The 16,895-nt window shown below is 70.3% G+C and carries 13 protein-coding genes; 12 read left to right on the top strand and 1 reads right to left on the bottom strand.

Annotated elements, in window-relative coordinates:
* Positions 1–116 precede the first annotated feature (116 nt).
* Complete coding sequence (locus G6W55_RS29315; RefSeq protein ID WP_244369742.1) at positions 117–1,190, bottom strand: hypothetical protein; 1,074 nt, start codon at positions 1,188–1,190, stop codon at positions 117–119.
* A 278-nt stretch (positions 1,191–1,468) separates the two neighbouring features.
* On the opposite strand from G6W55_RS29315, the gene uvrC reads away from it, so the two are divergent.
* The 12 genes from uvrC (at position 1,469) to G6W55_RS29255 (ending at position 16,848) form a co-directional block, all read left to right on the top strand.
* Positions 1,469–3,592: an excinuclease ABC subunit UvrC gene (uvrC, locus tag G6W55_RS29310; protein WP_175523785.1), complete on the top strand. Its 2,124-nt coding sequence runs from the start codon at positions 1,469–1,471 to the stop codon at positions 3,590–3,592.
* Positions 3,589–4,596, top strand: coding sequence for an RNase adapter RapZ (gene rapZ, locus G6W55_RS29305; RefSeq protein WP_175523784.1), 1,008 nt, complete (start codon positions 3,589–3,591; stop codon positions 4,594–4,596). The genes uvrC and rapZ overlap by 4 nt, the downstream gene beginning before the upstream one ends.
* On the top strand, positions 4,593–5,660 hold the full coding sequence (gene yvcK / locus G6W55_RS29300) for a uridine diphosphate-N-acetylglucosamine-binding protein YvcK (protein ID WP_175523783.1): 1,068 nt from the start codon (positions 4,593–4,595) through the stop codon (positions 5,658–5,660). Before rapZ ends, yvcK begins: the two co-directional genes overlap by 4 nt.
* A complete protein-coding gene (gene whiA / locus G6W55_RS29295; RefSeq protein ID WP_030791337.1) occupies positions 5,651–6,640 on the top strand; it encodes a DNA-binding protein WhiA in 990 nt (329 codons plus the stop codon). The genes yvcK and whiA overlap by 10 nt, the downstream gene beginning before the upstream one ends.
* Before the next feature lie 228 nt (positions 6,641–6,868).
* Positions 6,869–9,826, top strand: a complete 2,958-nt coding sequence (locus G6W55_RS29290; protein ID WP_175523782.1) for a M14 family metallopeptidase — start codon at positions 6,869–6,871, stop codon at positions 9,824–9,826.
* A gap of 227 nt (positions 9,827–10,053) precedes the next feature.
* Positions 10,054–11,064 carry a type I glyceraldehyde-3-phosphate dehydrogenase gene (gene gap / locus G6W55_RS29285; RefSeq protein WP_175523781.1) on the top strand — a complete coding sequence of 337 codons (1,011 nt, stop codon included), beginning with the start codon at positions 10,054–10,056 and terminating at the stop codon, positions 11,062–11,064.
* A gap of 133 nt (positions 11,065–11,197) precedes the next feature.
* Positions 11,198–12,409: a phosphoglycerate kinase gene (locus tag G6W55_RS29280; protein WP_175523780.1), complete on the top strand. Its 1,212-nt coding sequence runs from the start codon at positions 11,198–11,200 to the stop codon at positions 12,407–12,409.
* A 6-nt stretch (positions 12,410–12,415) separates the two neighbouring features.
* Complete coding sequence (gene tpiA, locus G6W55_RS29275; protein WP_175523779.1) at positions 12,416–13,192, top strand: triose-phosphate isomerase; 777 nt, start codon at positions 12,416–12,418, stop codon at positions 13,190–13,192.
* Positions 13,193–13,299: 107 nt separating this feature from the next.
* Positions 13,300–13,536, top strand: coding sequence for a preprotein translocase subunit SecG (gene secG, locus G6W55_RS29270; RefSeq protein ID WP_107419058.1), 237 nt, complete (start codon positions 13,300–13,302; stop codon positions 13,534–13,536).
* 210 nt (positions 13,537–13,746) lie between these two features.
* Complete coding sequence (locus G6W55_RS29265) at positions 13,747–14,082, top strand: RNA polymerase-binding protein RbpA (protein ID WP_003957010.1); 336 nt, start codon at positions 13,747–13,749, stop codon at positions 14,080–14,082.
* A 222-nt stretch (positions 14,083–14,304) separates the two neighbouring features.
* Positions 14,305–15,957, top strand: a complete 1,653-nt coding sequence (gene pgi / locus G6W55_RS29260; RefSeq protein WP_175523778.1) for a glucose-6-phosphate isomerase — start codon at positions 14,305–14,307, stop codon at positions 15,955–15,957.
* A 57-nt stretch (positions 15,958–16,014) separates the two neighbouring features.
* Complete coding sequence (locus G6W55_RS29255) at positions 16,015–16,848, top strand: hypothetical protein (protein ID WP_175523777.1); 834 nt, start codon at positions 16,015–16,017, stop codon at positions 16,846–16,848.
* Positions 16,849–16,895: the final 47 nt, after the last annotated feature.

Raw genomic sequence — 16,895 nt, 5'->3', positions numbered from 1 at the left:
TGGGGCACCAGATCGATGAGGGCCTCACCGGCGACGACGATCACGCGAACGATCCCTTCACAGACAGCGGGCACGGCACTGACGCCGTGGACAGGATGACAGGCGCCGGGGCGCCGTCACTCCCACTCCCACCCGATGCCCACCATCCCCGACCGCACCCGGGGCTCCACGAGATGGACCGAGCGGTGGTGGTCGCTGAGGGGGAGTTCCTGGCGGCCCCCGCGCGGGGCGGCCGGTGAGTGCTGGGTGAAGCGGTGGCAGCGCAACGGCAGCGCGCCCCCGTCGAAGCGGACCTGAAGCGCGTACTGGCCGCCCGCCGCGCCGAAACCGCGGACGTACTCGCGGGAGGCACCGGCGGTGCCGTCCTCGACGGCGTAGCGGAACAGGAAGGTGTCACCGGCCCGCAGCCGGGTGTCGAAGAGCAGCTCGGCCACCAGGACGCCGGTGCCGTGGTGGCGGCGGATCCGGCCCGTGCGGCAGTTCTCCAGCGCGTGCACCGTCATCCGTTCGGGTGTGCAGCCGGGGTCCCCGTGGTGGACGGCGACGAAACGGTCCACGCCGTCGCGGTGCGCGCGCACGATGTGCTGCGACTCGCGGTGCTTCAGCTCGCGGCGGCCCCCGATGCGGACCCGCTCGTGATGGCCGAGGGTGTGCAGCCCGTCGTCGGGTGGGCACTCCAGTTCGGCAAGCAGTCGTTCGAGGGCGTCGCCGGCCTCCAGGAGCGAGCGGTAGGAGCGGCTCGCGGGCTGCCCGGTGGTGTCCTGGTCCCGGGTGTCGGTGTCCGCGAGCAGCCGGATCAGGGACTCGTCCGGCAGATGCAGGATCTCCTCCAGCGCGCGGACCGCACGCAGCGACTCCGGGCGCTGGGGCCGGCGGGCGCCCTGCTGCCAGTAGCTCAGACTCGTGACGCCGACTCTGACCCCGTACCGCGACAGATGGTGCTGGACCCGCTGGAGGGGCAGTCCACGGGCGGCTATCGCGGCACGCAGCGCGACATGGAACGGGCCGCTCCGCAGGACCGTGTCCAGTTCCGCGGTGAGCGCGGAGACGGCGGACCCGGCGGCGCCGGCCGTGACCGCGGGGACAGCGGGGACAGCGGTGAGCACCGGCACACCGGCGACGGTGTCGTCCGCGGTGTGGACGGTGCGGGTGGTGTCGGGGGCGTCCGCGTGCTGTGTGGCGTGCGGCATGCAGGGGCCTCTCTGTGAATGCGCGCGACGGCTGGTCGGACCGCTCGCGTCGGGAACGGGGCCTCCTCGGCGACGCCGGGCCTCCTTCACATCCGTACGGCGTCCTTCAGGGCCTCGAGTTCCCCCGCATTGAAGCGTGTTGACCAAGTCCCGACAACACCTGATGCCCGAGTGGCACATGCGCCCGGCCGGAGTGCCGGGCGGGCCCCTTCGCGGACACCCCGACGGTTGTCCACAGCCCCGCCGGAGTGTCACCCCGCGCCAGTAGGGTGTGAGACATGGCCGACCCCTCCAGTTACCGCCCCGAGCCGGGACAGATCCCGGACTCTCCCGGGGTGTACCGCTTCCGCGACGAGCACCGCCGGGTGATCTACGTCGGAAAGGCGAAGAGCCTGCGCCAGCGCCTGGCGAACTACTTCCAGGACCTGGCCGGCCTGCACCCGCGCACCCGCTCGATGGTCACCACGGCCGCCTCCGTGGAGTGGACGGTCGTGTCCACGGAGGTCGAGGCGCTCCAGCTCGAATACTCCTGGATCAAGGAGTACGACCCGCGGTTCAACGTGAAGTACCGCGACGACAAGAGCTACCCGTACCTCGCGGTGACGATGAACGAGGAGTTCCCGCGCGTCCAGGTCATGCGCGGCCACAAGAAGAAGGGCGTGCGCTACTTCGGGCCGTACGCGCACGCGTGGGCGATCCGGGACACCGTCGACCTCCTGCTGCGCGTCTTCCCGGTCCGCACCTGCTCCGCCGGCGTCTTCAAGAACGCCGCGCGCACGGGCCGCCCGTGTCTGCTCGGGTACATCGGCAAGTGCGCGGCGCCCTGCGTCGGCCGGGTCTCCCCCGAGGACCACCGGGAACTGGCGGACGAGTTCTGCGACTTCATGACGGGCCGCACCGGCACCTACCTCCGCCGTCTGGAGAAGCAGATGGCGGAGGCGGCCGAGGAGATGGAGTACGAGCGGGCGGCCCGGCTGCGTGACGACATCGGCGCGCTGCGGAAGGCCATGGAGAAGAACGCGGTCGTGCTCGCCGACGCGACCGACGCCGACCTGATCGCGGTCGCCGAGGACGAGCTGGAGGCGGCCGTCCAGATCTTCCACGTCCGCGGCGGCCGGGTGCGCGGCCAGCGCGGCTGGGTCACCGACAAGGTCGAGGAGATCACCACCGGCGCCCTCGTCGAGCACGCCCTCCAGCAGCTCTACGGCGAGGAGACCGGCGACGCCGTGCCCAAGGAGGTGCTGGTCCCCGCCCTGCCCGATCCGGTGGAGCCGGTGCAGGAGTGGCTCACCGGCCGCCGCGGCTCCGGTGTCTCGCTGCGCATACCGCAGCGCGGCGACAAGCGCGCCCTGATGGAGACGGTCGAGCGCAACGCGCAGCAGGCGCTCGTCCTGCACAAGACCAAGCGGGCCTCCGACCTCACCACGCGCTCGCGCGCGCTGGAGGAGATCGCCGACGCCCTCGACCTGGACAGCGCGCCGCTGCGGATCGAGTGCTACGACATCTCCCACCTCCAGGGCGACGACGTGGTGGCCTCCATGGTCGTCTTCGAGGACGGCCTGGCCCGCAAGAGCGAGTACCGCCGCTTCCAGATCAAGGGCTTCGAGGGCCAGGACGACGTCCGCTCGATGCACGAGGTGATCACCCGCCGCTTCCGCCGCTACCTGGCCGAGAAGGAACGCACGGGGGAGTGGACCGACGAGGAGGCGGAGCCGGGCGGCGAGACCGGCGGCGAGGCAGGCCCCGGCACCGGCCTGGGCGACCGCGACCCCAAGGACCGGGATCTTAAGGACCGCGGCCTCAAGGACGAGGACGGCCGTCCCCGGCGCTTCGCCTACCCGCCGCAGCTCGTCGTCGTGGACGGCGGCAAGCCGCAGGTGGCGGCGGCCCGGCGCGCCCTGGACGAGCTGGGGATCGACGACATCGCCGTCTGCGGCCTCGCCAAGCGGCTGGAGGAGGTCTGGCTGCCGCAGGACGACGACCCGGTCGTGCTGCCCCGCAGCAGCGAGGGCCTCTATCTGCTCCAGCGGGTCCGGGACGAGGCGCACCGCTTCGCGATCACCTACCAGCGCAGCAAGCGGGCCAAGCGGTTCCGGGCCGGCCCGCTGGACGACGTGCCGGGTCTCGGCGAGACCCGCAAGCAGGCGTTGATCAAGCACTTCGGCTCGGTGAAGAGGCTGCGGGCCGCGACGATCGACCAGATCCGCGAGGTCCCCGGCATCGGCCGCAAGACGGCCGAGACCATCGCCGTGGCCCTCGCCCGGGCGGCACCGCCCGCCCCCGCCGTGAACACGGCGACCGGAGAGATCATTGAAGAAGGAGAACCCGACACGACGGCGGGTTCCCCCGGAGAGCCCGTCCCGGCGGGCGCTCCGGAAGAACGACGGGGGCAGGAGACATGAGCGAGCACGACGCGGAACCCAGGACCGAGCGAGAACAGACGTCCGCGGCGGCCGCGCAGTCCGCGAGGACGGCGCGACCCGCGAACCACGAAGACGGAGCACAGGTGAGTACGGACAGCACGCCGCCCGGGATCCCCGACGCGGCCATCCCCGAGCTGGTGATCATCTCCGGTATGTCCGGGGCCGGCCGTTCCACGGCCGCGAAGTGCCTGGAGGACCTCGGCTGGTTCGTGGTCGACAACCTCCCGCCCGCCCTGATCCCCACCATGGTCGAGCTGGGCGCCCGCTCCCAGGGCAATGTGGCGCGGATCGCGGTCGTCGTGGACGTGCGCGGCCGGCGCTTCTTCGACAACCTCCGCGAGTCGCTCGCCGACCTGGAGTCCAAGCACGTCACCCGGCGGATCGTGTTCCTGGAGTCCTCGGACGACGCCCTGGTGCGCCGCTTCGAGTCGGTGCGCCGCCCGCACCCGCTCCAGGGCGACGGCCGGATCGTGGACGGCATCGACGCCGAGCGCGAGCTGCTGCGCGAGCTGCGCGGCGACGCCGATCTGGTGATCGACACCTCCAGCCTCAACGTGCACGAGCTGCGCGCCAAGATGGACGCCCAGTTCGCCGGCGAGGAGGAGCCCGAGCTGCGGGCCACCGTCATGTCGTTCGGCTTCAAGTACGGCCTCCCGGTCGACGCCGACCTGGTCGTGGACATGCGGTTCCTGCCCAATCCGCACTGGGTCCCCGAGCTGCGGCCCTACACCGGTCTCAACGACGAGGTCTCGGCGTACGTCCTCAACCAGCCCGGGGCGAAGGAGTTCCTGGACCGGTACACCGAACTCCTCCAGTTGGTTGCCGCGGGCTACCGTCGGGAGGGCAAGCGGTATGTGACCATCGCGGTCGGCTGTACGGGCGGCAAGCACCGTTCGGTCGCGATGTCGGAGAAGCTCGCCGCGCGTCTGGCGGCCGAGGGCGTGGAGACGGTGGTAGTGCACCGGGACATGGGACGGGAATGACAGGACGTACTCCGCGGCTGGGCCGGCTGCGCAGAGTGCCGCCGGACCGGCGCGCCGGCCGGCCGGCCGAGGCCAGGGGCGCCCGGGCGCGCCGCCGCGGCACCCAGCCGAAGGTCGTCGCGCTCGGCGGCGGTATGGGGCTGTCCGCCTCGCTGACCGCGCTGCGCCGCATCACCGGCGACCTCACCGGTGTCGTCACCGTCGCCGACGACGGCGGCTCCAGCGGACGCCTCAGGGACGAACTGGGGGTGCTGCCCCCCGGCGATCTGCGCAAGGCCCTGGCCGCGCTCTGCGGTGACGACGACTGGGGCCAGACCTGGGCCCGGGTCATCCAGCACCGCTTCCAGTCCCAGGGCGAGATCAACGGCCACGCGGTCGGCAATCTGCTGATCGTCGCCCTCTGGGAGCAGCTCGGCGACCATGTCCAGGCCCTGGACCTGGTCGGCAACCTGCTGGGCGCGCACGGCCGGGTGCTGCCCATGTCCGCCGTACCACTGGAGCTCCAGGCGCTGGTCAAGGGGCACGATCCACGGCGGCCGGAGGACGTGGACACCGTCCGCGGCCAGGCCACCGTGGCCCTCACCCCGGGCGAGGTGCTGTCCGTGCACCTGGTGCCGCACGACCCGCCGGCCGTGCCCGAGGCGGTGGCTGCCGTCCTCGACGCGGACTGGGTGGTGCTCGGCCCCGGCTCCTGGTTCTCCTCGGTCATCCCGCATCTGCTGGTGCCCGAACTCCTGGACGCCCTGATGGAGACCAAGGCGCGCCGGGTACTCTCGCTGAACCTCGCGCCGCAGCCGGGAGAAACCGACGGCTTCTCCCCGCAGCGTCATTTGGAGGTTTTGGGACGACACGCCCCTAAACTCGCCCTGGACGTGGTGCTGGCCGACGAGGCCGCCGTGCCCGACCGGGACTCCCTCACCGACGCCGCCCAGCGGTTCGGAGCCGCGGTCGAGCTGGCGACGGTGGCCCGGACCGACGGAACGCCCCGGCACGACCCGGAGCTCCTCGCCGCCGCGTACGACCGTATTTTTCGGATGCATGGAAGGATCGGCCCATGGCGATGACGGCAGCGGTGAAGGACGAGATCTCCCGGCTCCCCGTCACCCGGACCTGCTGCAGAAAGGCGGAGGTCTCGGCCATCCTGCGGTTCGCCGGCGGCCTCCACCTGGTGAGCGGCCGCATCGTGATCGAGGCGGAGCTGGACACGGCGATGGCGGCCCGGCGCCTCAAGCGGGACATCCTGGAGATCTTCGGCCACAGCTCGGAACTGATCGTGATGGCGCCCGGCGGTCTGCGGCGCGGCTCGCGCTATGTGGTCCGGGTCGTCGCCGGCGGTGACCAGCTCGCCCGGCAGACCGGACTGGTCGACGGCCGCGGCCGTCCGATCCGCGGTCTGCCGCCGCAGGTGGTCTCCGGCGCGACCTGTGACGCCGAGGCCGCCTGGCGCGGTGCCTTCCTGGCGCACGGCTCGCTCACCGAGCCCGGCCGCTCCTCCTCCCTTGAGGTGACCTGCCCGGGCCCCGAGGCCGCGCTCGCGCTGGTCGGCGCCGCCCGCCGGCTGTCGATCGCCGCGAAGGCCCGCGAGGTCCGCGGCGTCGACCGGGTCGTCGTCCGCGACGGCGACGCGATCGGCGCGCTGCTCACCCGTCTCGGCGCCCATGAGTCGGTGCTGGCCTGGGAGGAGCGTCGGATGCGCCGCGAGGTGCGGGCCACGGCGAACCGCCTGGCCAACTTCGACGACGCCAACCTGCGCCGCTCCGCCCGCGCCGCCGTCGCCGCCGGGGCCCGCGTCCAGCGCGCCCTGGAGATCCTCGCCGACGAGGTCCCCGAGCATCTCGCGGCCGCCGGCCGGCTGCGCATGGAGCACAAGCAGGCGTCCCTGGAGGAGCTGGGCGCGCTCGCCGACCCGCCGCTCACCAAGGACGCCGTCGCCGGCCGGATCCGCCGCCTGCTGGCGATGGCCGACAAGCGCGCCTCCGACCTCGGCATCCCGGGCACGGAGGCCAACCTCTCCGAGGAGCTGGCCGACAACCTCGTGGGCTGACGGAACGGCCGCCGGAAACGCCGGTACAACGGCCGCCGGAAACGCCGGCACCGGCCGTCGGATCGGCCGGAATGAGTCACTGACGGAGCATCACCTCCCTTCCGCGGTAGTCCGATTGGGCTACCGCGGCGGTGTGTGACGGCCCGTGAGGCACCCTTGACTCGATCATGAACTGACACGAGCCTGACATCTGTTCGCCGGTGTGGCGGACCACTGCTAGGGGGGTTCATGAGACACAGAGCGAGATCGATCCTCGCTGTCGGCGCGCTCCTGATCACCGGAGCGAGCCTCGCACCCGTCGCCCAGGCACAGAACGGCACGCCGGACCCGGCCTCCGACACCGACGAGGTCAAGGTCTTCCGTGCCGAGGTCACCAAGAAGCAGGTACCCCTGCTGCTGGAGGCCGGCCAGGACGGACACGAACTCAGCGAGCAGGCGCCCGAGAAGGGCACGGCCACCGTCGAGGTCTACCTCACCGACCAGCAGGCGCAGAAGCTGGAGGACAAGGGGGTCCGGCTCACCGAGCACTCCCTCACCGCCGGGGCCGAGAGGCGGGTGGCGGCCGCCGCCGACGGGGTGTTCCGCCCGTACAGCGGCAGCGGTGGCCTCAAGGAGGAGATCCTCCGCACCGGCCAGGAGAACCCCGGTCTCACCAAGGTCGTCTCCATCGGCAAGACGATCAAGGGCCAGGACATCCTCGCGGTCAAACTGACCAAGAACGCGAAGACCTCCAAGGACGGCTCCAAGCCCTCCGTGCTCTACGCGTCCAACCAGCACGCCCGTGAGTGGATCACCCCGGAGATGACCCGGCGGCTCCTCCACCACTACCTGGACAGCTACAAGACCGACCGGCGGATCAAGAAGATCGTCGACTCCACCGAGCTGTGGTTCGTCCTGTCGGCCAACCCCGACGGCTACGACCACACCTTCGCGAGCACCGCCAACCGGCTGTGGCGCAAGAACCTGCGGGACGTCAACGGCGACGGCGTGATCTCCACCGGTGACGGCGTCGACCTCAACCGCAACTTCGCCTACAAGTGGGGCTACGACGACGAGGGTTCGTCCCCCAACCCCACCAGCCAGACCTACCGCGGCGCGAGCCCCGGCTCCGAGCCCGAGACCAAGGCGCTCGACGCGCTGGAGAAGCGGATCGGCTTCACGTACGGCATCAACTACCACTCCGCCGCCGAACTCCTGCTCTACGGCGTCGGCTGGCAGGTCGCCACCGACACCCCGGACGACGTCCTCTACAAGGCACTCGCAGGCACCCCCGGCAACTCCGCGATCCCGGGCTACCACCCGCAGGTCTCCTCGGAGCTGTACACCACCAACGGCGAGGCGGACGGCCACGCGGCGAACGTCAACGGCACCGCGATGTTCACCCCGGAGATGTCGACCTGCCAGACCGCGTCGAACGCCGACCCGAACGACGAGTGGAAGGCCGCCGACTGCCAGTCGGTCTTCAACTTCCCCGACGACGAGAAGCTGATCCAGGACGAGTTCGCCAAGAACGTCCCCTTCGCGCTCTCCGTCGCCGAGTCCGCGGCCCGGCCCGATCAGCCCAAGTCCTCGGTCGGTCTGACCGCCGCCGACTTCACCCCGGCGCCGTTCACCACGTCGTACTCCCGCGGCGCGGACCAGGAGGTCTCCGTCGTCGTCCGCAAGGCGGTCCGCGACAAGGAGCTGAAGTACCGCGTCAACGGCGGCCGCACCCTCGACCAGGCGCTCCGGCCCTGGAAGGGCGGCGAGACCTACGGCGGCGAGGACAACCTCTACTTCGACGAGTACCGCGCCAAGGTGCAGGACGGCGAACCGGGCGACAAGGTCGAGGTCTGGTTCAGCGGCGAGACCAAGGACGGCAAGAAGGTCACGAGCGAGCACTTCACCTACACCGTCGCCACGCGGCCCAGGGCCGACACCCTCGTGGTCGCCGAGGAGGGCGCGGCCGCCACCCAGGCCCAGACCTACGTCGACGCGCTGAAGGCCAACGGCCGCAGGGCGATCGTCTGGGACGTCGCCACCCAGGGCGCCCCCGACGCGCTCGGTGTGCTCGGCCACTTCGGCACCGTCGTCCACTACACGGGCGCCAGCGTCCCCGGCAACCCGACCCAGTTGGAGCTGCGCGCCTTCCTCAACGAGGGCGGCAAACTGATCGAGGCGGGCGAACTGGCCGGCGGCAACGTCGACCTCGGCGACGGCACCCCGTCGAACGACTTCAGCCAGTACTACCTCGGCGCCTACTCCCGTACGTCGACCCCCGGCGCCACCGGGTTCACCGGCTCCGGAAGCCTCGCCGGATCCGGCGGCGCCCTCGGCGCGGCCCCCGGCAACCCGCTGGACCGGGCCGGCACCTACGGCGTCACCTCGGACGAACTGCCCGCGACCCGGTTCCCGCAGTTCGCCAGCGCAGGCGCCGGACAGTTCGCGGGCACCGTCAACCCGTACGGCCCGTACAGCGGTGCGTACATGGCCGCCGCGGTGCACACCGACGACGCCTACAAGCGCCTCACCCGCACTGTCGACCTCACCGGAATCACGGCCGCCGACGCTCCCGCGCTGCGCACCCGGCTGCTGTGGGACACCGAACCCGGCTACGACAACGCGATCGTGGAGATCCACACCGTCGGCGGCGACGACTGGACCACGCTGCCCGAGGCGGGCGGCGCCACCGGCACCGGCGTACCCGAGGAGTGCGGGGCCGGCTTCTACATCGCCGAGCACCCGTGGCTGCGGCGCTATCTGACGCTCGGCGCCAACACCTGCACCGCCACCGGCACCAGCGGCACCTGGAACGCCCTCACCGGCGCCTCCAACGGCTGGCAGCAGGTGAGCTTCGACCTCGGCGCCTACGCCGGCAAGCAGGTCGAGATCTCCCTCGCCTATGTCACCGACCCCGGTTCGGGCGGTCACGGCGTCCTCGCCGACGACGCCTCGCTGGTCGTCGGCGGCACCGCCACCGAGACCGAGGGCTTCGAGACCTCCCTCGGCGCCTGGCGGGCGTCCGGCCCGCCCGCCGGAAGCCCCGCCGTACTCAAGGACTGGACGCGCACCGGAGCGCTCTTCCAGACCTACGGCGCGGTCACCACCGACGACACCGTGCTGCTCGGCTTCGGCCTGGAGCACGTGACGTCGGCGGCCGACCGCAGAACGCTCATCGGTAAGGCCCTCGCATCACTTGATCAGTGACGCACCGTCCCAAGTGCCTTGACACAGCGTAGTGAAAACGGGCGTCAAGGCCCTCCGACCAGGGCGGTCCGTACCCCTACTGGCGGGTACGGACCGCCATGCCGTGTATGGGCGAAGTCGATGTCACCACGGGGCCCACGGAGAGGTAGGGTCGTGGGTGGTCGGGGACATCCCAAATACAGCTCGCCGGCACCGCATGGCCGGCGTACCAACGAGGAGATCGGTTCGTGACGATCCGCGTAGGCATCAACGGCTTTGGCCGCATCGGTCGTAACTACTTCCGCGCGCTGCTGGAGCAGGGTGCTGACATCGAGATCGTGGCTGTCAACGACCTGGGTGACACCGCCACCACCGCGCACCTGCTGAAGTACGACACCATCCTGGGCCGCCTGAAGGCCGAGGTGTCGCACACCGCCGACACGATCACCGTCGACGGCCACACCATCAAAGTCCTGTCCGAGCGCAACCCCGCCGACATCCCGTGGGGCGAGCTGGGCGTCGACATCGTCATCGAGTCGACCGGCATCTTCACGAAGAAGGCCGACGCCGCCAAGCACATCGCCGGCGGCGCCAAGAAGGTCCTCATCTCGGCTCCGGCCAAGGACGAGGACATCACCATCGTGATGGGCGTCAACCAGCACCAGTACGACCCCGCCGAGCACGACGTCATCTCCAACGCCTCCTGCACCACCAACTGTGTGGCGCCGATGGCCAAGGTCCTCGACGAGAACTTCGGCATCGTCAAGGGCCTGATGACGACGGTGCACGCGTACACCAACGACCAGCGCATCCTGGACTTCCCGCACTCGGACCTGCGCCGCGCCCGCGCCGCCGCCGAGAACATCATCCCGACCACGACCGGTGCCGCGAAGGCCACCGCCCTGGTCCTCCCGCAGCTCAAGGGCAAGCTGGACGGCATCGCGATGCGCGTCCCGGTCCCCACCGGCTCGGCCACCGACCTCGTCGTCACGCTCCAGCGCGAGGTCACCAAGGACGAGGTCAACGCCGCGTTCAAGAAGGCATCCGAGGACGGCGACCTCAAGGGCTTCCTCGCCTACACCGAGGACGCGATCGTCTCCTCGGACATCGTCGGCGACCCGGCCTCCTGCACCTTCGACTCCTCCCTGACCATGGTCCAGGAGGGCAACACGGTGAAGATCCTCGGCTGGTACGACAACGAGTGGGGCTACTCCAACCGCCTCGTCGACCTGACGGTCTTCGTCGGCGACCAGCTCTGATCGCCGGATCAGGCACCTCGATGTGACAGCAGGGCTCGGGCAGCGCAAGGACGCGCCGCCCGGGCCCTGAGTCGCGTGCGCGACCGCCCTGTCTACGATCACGGAGCATCAACAGCCCTCGGGAGTCCCTTTCATGAAGACGATCGACGAACTTCTCGCCGCAGGCGTGGCCGGCCGGCGGGTCTTCGTCCGCGCCGACCTCAACGTGCCGCTGGACGGAACCACCATCACCGACGACGGCCGCATCCGCGCCGTCCTGCCGACCGTCAAGGCCCTCGCCGACGCGGGCGCCAAGGTGGTCGTCGCCTCCCACCTGGGCCGCCCCAAGGGCGCCCCGGACCCGGCGTTCTCCCTCGCCCCCGTCGCCGCCCGCCTCGGTGAACTGCTCGGCACCGGCGTGGCCTTCGCGACCGACACCGTCGGCGACTCCGCCCGGGAGACCGTCGCGGGCCTCCAGGACGGCCAGGTCGCCGTCGTCGAGAACCTCCGCTTCAACGCGGGCGAGACCGCCAAGGACGACGTCGAGCGCGGCGCCTTCGCCGACCAGCTCGCCGAACTCGCCGACGTCTACGTCGGCGACGGCTTCGGCGCCGTGCACCGCAAGCACGCCTCGGTCTTCGACCTCCCGGCCCGTCTGCCGCACTACGCCGGCCACCTCATCGCCACCGAGGTCGACGTCCTGAAGAAGCTCACCGAGGACGTCCGGCGCCCCTACGTCGTCGCGCTCGGCGGCGCCAAGGTCTCCGACAAGCTCGCCGTCATCGACGAACTGCTCGGCAAGGCCGACCGCATCCTCATCGGCGGCGGCATGGCCTACACCTTCCTCAAGGCCCAGGGCCACGAGGTCGGCATCTCGCTGCTCCAGGAGGACCAGGTCCCGGCCGTGCGCGAGTACATCGAGCGCGCCGAGAAGACCGGCGTCGAGCTGGTCCTGCCGGTCGACGTCCTGGTCGCGGGCGAGTTCCCGGACCTGAAGACCAAGGCCCCCGCGCACCCCACCACCGTCGCCGCGGACGCGATCCCCGCCGACCAGGAGGGTCTGGACATCGGTCCCGAGACCCGCAAGCTGTACGCCTCGAAGCTCGCCGATGCCGCCACCGTCTTCTGGAACGGCCCCATGGGCGTCTTCGAGCACCCCGACTACGCCGAGGGCACCAAGGCGGTCGCCCAGGCCCTCATCGACTCCCCGGCCTTCACGGTCGTCGGTGGTGGCGACTCCGCCGCCGCCGTCCGGATCCTGGGCTTCGACGAGAACGCATTCGGCCACATCTCGACCGGTGGCGGCGCCTCCCTCGAATACCTCGAGGGCAAGACGCTCCCCGGCCTCGCCGCACTGGAGGACTGACCCTCAATGACCACCCGTACGCCGCTGATGGCGGGCAACTGGAAGATGAACCTCAACCACCTGGAGGCCATCGCCCACACCCAGAAGCTCGCCTTCGCCCTGTCCGACAAGGACTACGAGGCCGTCGAGGTCGCCGTCCTGCCGCCCTTCACCGACCTGCGCTCCGTGCAGACCCTGGTCGAGGGCGACAAGCTGGCCATCAAGTACGGCGCCCAGGACCTCTCGGCGCATGAGTCCGGCGCCTACACCGGCGAGATCTCCGGCGCGATGCTGGCCAAGCTGAAGTGCGCCTACGTGGCCGTCGGCCACTCCGAGCGCCGCCAGTACCACGGCGAGACCGACGAACTGGTCAACGCCAAGGTCAAGGCCGCCTACAAGCACGGCATCACCCCGATCCTGTGCGTCGGCGAGGAGCTGGACGTCCGCGAGGCCGGCAACCACGTCGCGCACACCCTCGCCCAGGTCGAGGGCGGTCTCAAGGACCTCCCGGCCGAGCAGGCCGAGACCGTCGTGATCGCCTACGAGCCCGTGTGGGCCATCGGCACCGGCAAGGTCTGCGGCGCCGCCGACGCCCAGGAGGTCTGCGCCGCGATCCGGGGCAAGATCGCCGACCTGTACTCGCAGGAGCTGGCCGACAAGGTCCGCATCCAGTACGGCGGCTCCGTCAAGGCCGGCAATGTCGCGGAGATCATGGCGCAGGCCGACATCGACGGCGCGCTGGTGGGCGGCGCCTCGCTGGACGCCGAGGAGTTCGTCAGGATCGTGCGCTTCCGCGATCAGTGATCCGGGCCGCGAGTATGCGGTAGGCCCGATCCGTCGTACCCTTGCGGGGGCACAGCCCTGGAGCTGTGCCCCCGTCGTTATCCGAATCCGAGGAAGTTGGTCCAGCCGTGGTTTTGGGGTTCTCGATCGCCCTGATCGTCTTCAGCCTGCTGCTGATGCTGCTGGTGCTGATGCACAAGGGGAAGGGCGGCGGCCTCTCCGACATGTTCGGTGGCGGCATGCAGTCGTCCGTCGGCGGCTCCTCGGTCGCCGAGCGCAACCTCGACCGGATCACCGTGGTGATCGGTCTGCTCTGGTTCGCGTGCATCGTCGTCCTCGGCATCCTGATGAAGACGAACAACTGATCAGCCTCTCACAGGCACGCACAATCCGTACGTAAGGCCCCATGTTCGGTACGCGCAGCGGAGCGCGGCCTATCATGGGGCTTGCGTCTAGGTGCGGGAGCTGTAACTCCAATCACTGGACGCGCGTTGGGCCTTACGTAGACTGAGGCGCTCGCGGCGAAGCGAAACGTCGACTCGCTTCGCGGCACCATCACGCAGGGAGTTACGACCGTGGCAAGTGGCAACGCGATCCGAGGAAGCCGGGTCGGGGCGGGGCCGATGGGCGAGGCCGAGCGGGGCGAGTCCGCGCCCCGTCTGCGCATCTCCTTCTGGTGCTCCAACGGGCACGAGACGCAGCCCAGCTTCGCCAGCGACGCGCAGGTTCCCGACACCTGGGACTGCCCGCGCTGCGGCTTCCCTGCCGGCCAGGACCGGGACAACCCCCCGGACCCGCCGCGCACCGAGCCCTACAAGACCCACCTCGCCTATGTGCGCGAGCGCCGCAGCGACGCGGACGGCGAGGCGATCCTCGCCGAGGCGCTCGCCAAACTGCGGGGCGAGATCTAGCGACCGAGAACGGCCGGGTGCCCATGAGGCGTCCGGCCGTTCCTGTTCCTGAGCCTTCGCCCGTCGCCGCGCTGATACCCGGACGCCGCCGGGACGTACCACTTGTCGCACCGCGCTACGGCGTCACAACAGGTCACGCCGCCCACTGATCAACTAGGTTGGGACCGGCAGCGGGGCAGGTACACAGCAGGACAGGCGCACGAAAGAAGGCTGAAGTCCGACATGAACGCAGACGTCCGTACGAGGCTCAACCAGACACCCGAGTGGACCGCTCTGGCCAAGCACCGCGAGGAACTCGGCGAGGTGCGGTTGCGCGAGCTGTTCGCCGCGGAACCCGGGCGCGGCAGCGGATACACCGTGCGGGTCGGCGACCTGCACATCGACTACTCCAAGCACCTCGTCACCGACGAGACGCTGCGGCTGCTGCGTGAGCTGGCCGCCGCCACCGACGTGTTCGGGCTGCGGGACGCCATGTTCCGCGGCGAGAAGATCAACACCACCGAGGACCGCGCGGTCCTGCACACCGCCCTGCGCGCCCCGCGCGACGCGGTGATCGAGGTCGACGGCGAGAACGTGGTCCCCGCGGTGCACGCCGTCCTCGACAAGATGGCCGGCTTCGCCGACCGGGTCCGCTCCGGCGCCTGGACCGGACACACCGGCAAGCGCATCAGGAACGTCGTCAACATCGGCATCGGCGGTTCCGACCTCGGCCCCGCCATGGCCTACGAGGTGCTGCGCAGCTTCACCGACCGCGACCTCACGGTCCGCTTCGTGTCGAACGTCGACGGCGCCGACCTGCACGAGGCGGTCCGCGACCTGGACCCGGCCGAGACGCTGTTCATCATCGCGTCCAAGACCTTCACCACCATCGAGACGATCACCAACGCCACCTCGGCCCGCTCCTGGCTGCTGGACGCCCTCGGCGACGAGGCGGCCGTCGCGAAGCACTTCGTGGCCCTGTCCACCAACGCCGAGAAGGTCGCCGACTTCGGCATCGACACGGCGAACATGTTCGAGTTCTGGGACTGGGTCGGCGGCCGCTACTCCTACGACTCGGCGATCGGTCTCTCCCTGATGATCGCCATCGGTCCCGACCGGTTCCGCGAGATGCTGGACGGCTTCCGGACCGTCGACGAGCACTTCCGCACCGCGCCCGCCGAGTCCAACGTCCCGCTGCTGCTGGGCCTGTTGGGCATCTGGTACGGCAATTTCTTCGACGCGCAGTCGCACGCGGTGCTGCCGTACTCGCACTATCTGTCGAAGTTCGCCGCCTACCTCCAGCAGCTCGACATGGAGTCCAACGGCAAGTCGGTCGGCCGGGACGGCAAGGAGGTCGACTGGCAGACGGGGCCGATCGTCTGGGGTACGCCGGGTACCAACGGGCAGCACGCGTACTACCAGTTGATCCACCAGGGCACGAAGCTGATCCCGGCGGACTTCATCGGCTTCGCCCGGCCGGTGCCGGAGCTGAGCGGTGAACTGGCCGCGCAGCACGACCTGTTGATGGCGAACTTCTTCGCGCAGACGCAGGCGCTGGCCTTCGGCAAGACGCCGGACGAGGTCCGTGCGGAGGGGGTTCCGGAGGAGCTGGTCGCCCACAAGACCTTCAAGGGCGACCACCCGACGACCACGATCCTCGCCCGGGAGCTGACCCCGTCGGTCCTCGGTCAGCTCATCGCCCTCTACGAGCACAAGGTGTTCGTCCAGGGCGCGGTGTGGAACATCGACTCCTTCGACCAGTGGGGCGTGGAGCTGGGCAAGGTCCTCGCCAAGCGGATCGAGCCCGCCCTGACCGAGGGCGCCGAGGTGCCCGGCCTGGACACCTCCACCGAGGCGCTGGTGGCCACCTACCGGGAACTCCGCGGCAGGAAGTGAGCGCGTTCTTGTAGACTCCCGGGCGATCATCGAGAAGATCGCTCGGGGGAGCTCAAGGTGACACGTACGCACAGGAGTTGGACCGACGGCACGCTCACCGCCCGGTCGTTCCTGAAGCCTCATCAGGTGGCCAGGGCGGTGTTCCACCCGACGTGGATCCCGCACTCGCTGGACCCGACCGTGGACCAGCTCAAGCGGATCCGGGTCATCGCCGGGGCGGTCGCCGCGCTCGGCGTCTACTCGTTCGTCCAGGGCGGGTTCGCCTTCGAGGAGATGCTGGACAACGCGGCGACCGCCTCAGCCGTGCTGTTCTTCCTCACCCCGGTCACGGTGGGCGTGATGCTGTTCGTCTGGCGGCGCGGCGGCACCGTACGGCAGTTGAAGGTGCCGCTGCTCAACTCCCTGAAGCTGCTGCTGATCTTCATCGCCTCGGTGTTCACGACCGTGACGCTGTTCTCGGCCGGCGCCACCCTGGGCATGCTCCCGCAACTCCTCCTCAGCCTGGCGGGACTGTGGATGGCGGTCTTCGTGATGGCCGGGGCGTTCCGCCTCACCGGCAACTTCTTCGGCACGGCCGCCGTGCACCGCTGTCTGCCGCCGCTGCTCGCCACCGTCACGACCTGGCTGATGGCCGTGCCCGACCTGATCACGGGCGATTTGCACGGCCTGAGCCTCACCCTGGGCATCGTGTTCATCCTGGGTGCGCCGGTCACGGTCACGGCGATCTCCCTGCTGGAGACCCGCCGCCTGAAACACCGCTACGGCATCCGCCTGACGTCCCACCCGGCGACCCTGCCACCCCCGGTCCCGCCGCCCCCTCCGACCTACCCACCGGGCAACCCCTACCGCCAGGGCAACCCGTACGCTCCGCGCCCGAACCCGTACACGTAGGCCCTACGGCGTTCAGGTCACCGCGCTCAGGGCGTCGGCGGGCCGGT

This window comes from Streptomyces sp. CAI-85, assembly GCF_013363615.1.
GTDB classification, from domain to species: domain Bacteria; phylum Actinomycetota; class Actinomycetes; order Streptomycetales; family Streptomycetaceae; genus Streptomyces; species Streptomyces antibioticus_B.
The sequence above is the reverse complement of the archived record's forward strand: the minus strand, read 5'-3'. Positions and strand labels throughout refer to the sequence as shown.

Bases quoted from the DNA above. Each gene is read 5' to 3' on its own strand.
- G6W55_RS29315 (WP_244369742.1), bottom strand. From the start codon at position 1,190: ATGCCGCACGCCACACAGCACGCGGACGCCCCCGACACCACCCGCACC.
- uvrC (WP_175523785.1), top strand. From the start codon at position 1,469: ATGGCCGACCCCTCCAGTTACCGCCCCGAGCCGGGACAGATCCCGGAC.
- rapZ (WP_175523784.1), top strand. From the start codon at position 3,589: ATGAGCGAGCACGACGCGGAACCCAGGACCGAGCGAGAACAGACGTCC.
- yvcK (WP_175523783.1), top strand. From the start codon at position 4,593: ATGACAGGACGTACTCCGCGGCTGGGCCGGCTGCGCAGAGTGCCGCCG.
- whiA (WP_030791337.1), top strand. From the start codon at position 5,651: ATGGCGATGACGGCAGCGGTGAAGGACGAGATCTCCCGGCTCCCCGTC.
- G6W55_RS29290 (WP_175523782.1), top strand. From the start codon at position 6,869: ATGAGACACAGAGCGAGATCGATCCTCGCTGTCGGCGCGCTCCTGATC.
- G6W55_RS29280 (WP_175523780.1), top strand. From the start codon at position 11,198: ATGAAGACGATCGACGAACTTCTCGCCGCAGGCGTGGCCGGCCGGCGG.
- tpiA (WP_175523779.1), top strand. From the start codon at position 12,416: ATGACCACCCGTACGCCGCTGATGGCGGGCAACTGGAAGATGAACCTC.
- pgi (WP_175523778.1), top strand. From the start codon at position 14,305: ATGAACGCAGACGTCCGTACGAGGCTCAACCAGACACCCGAGTGGACC.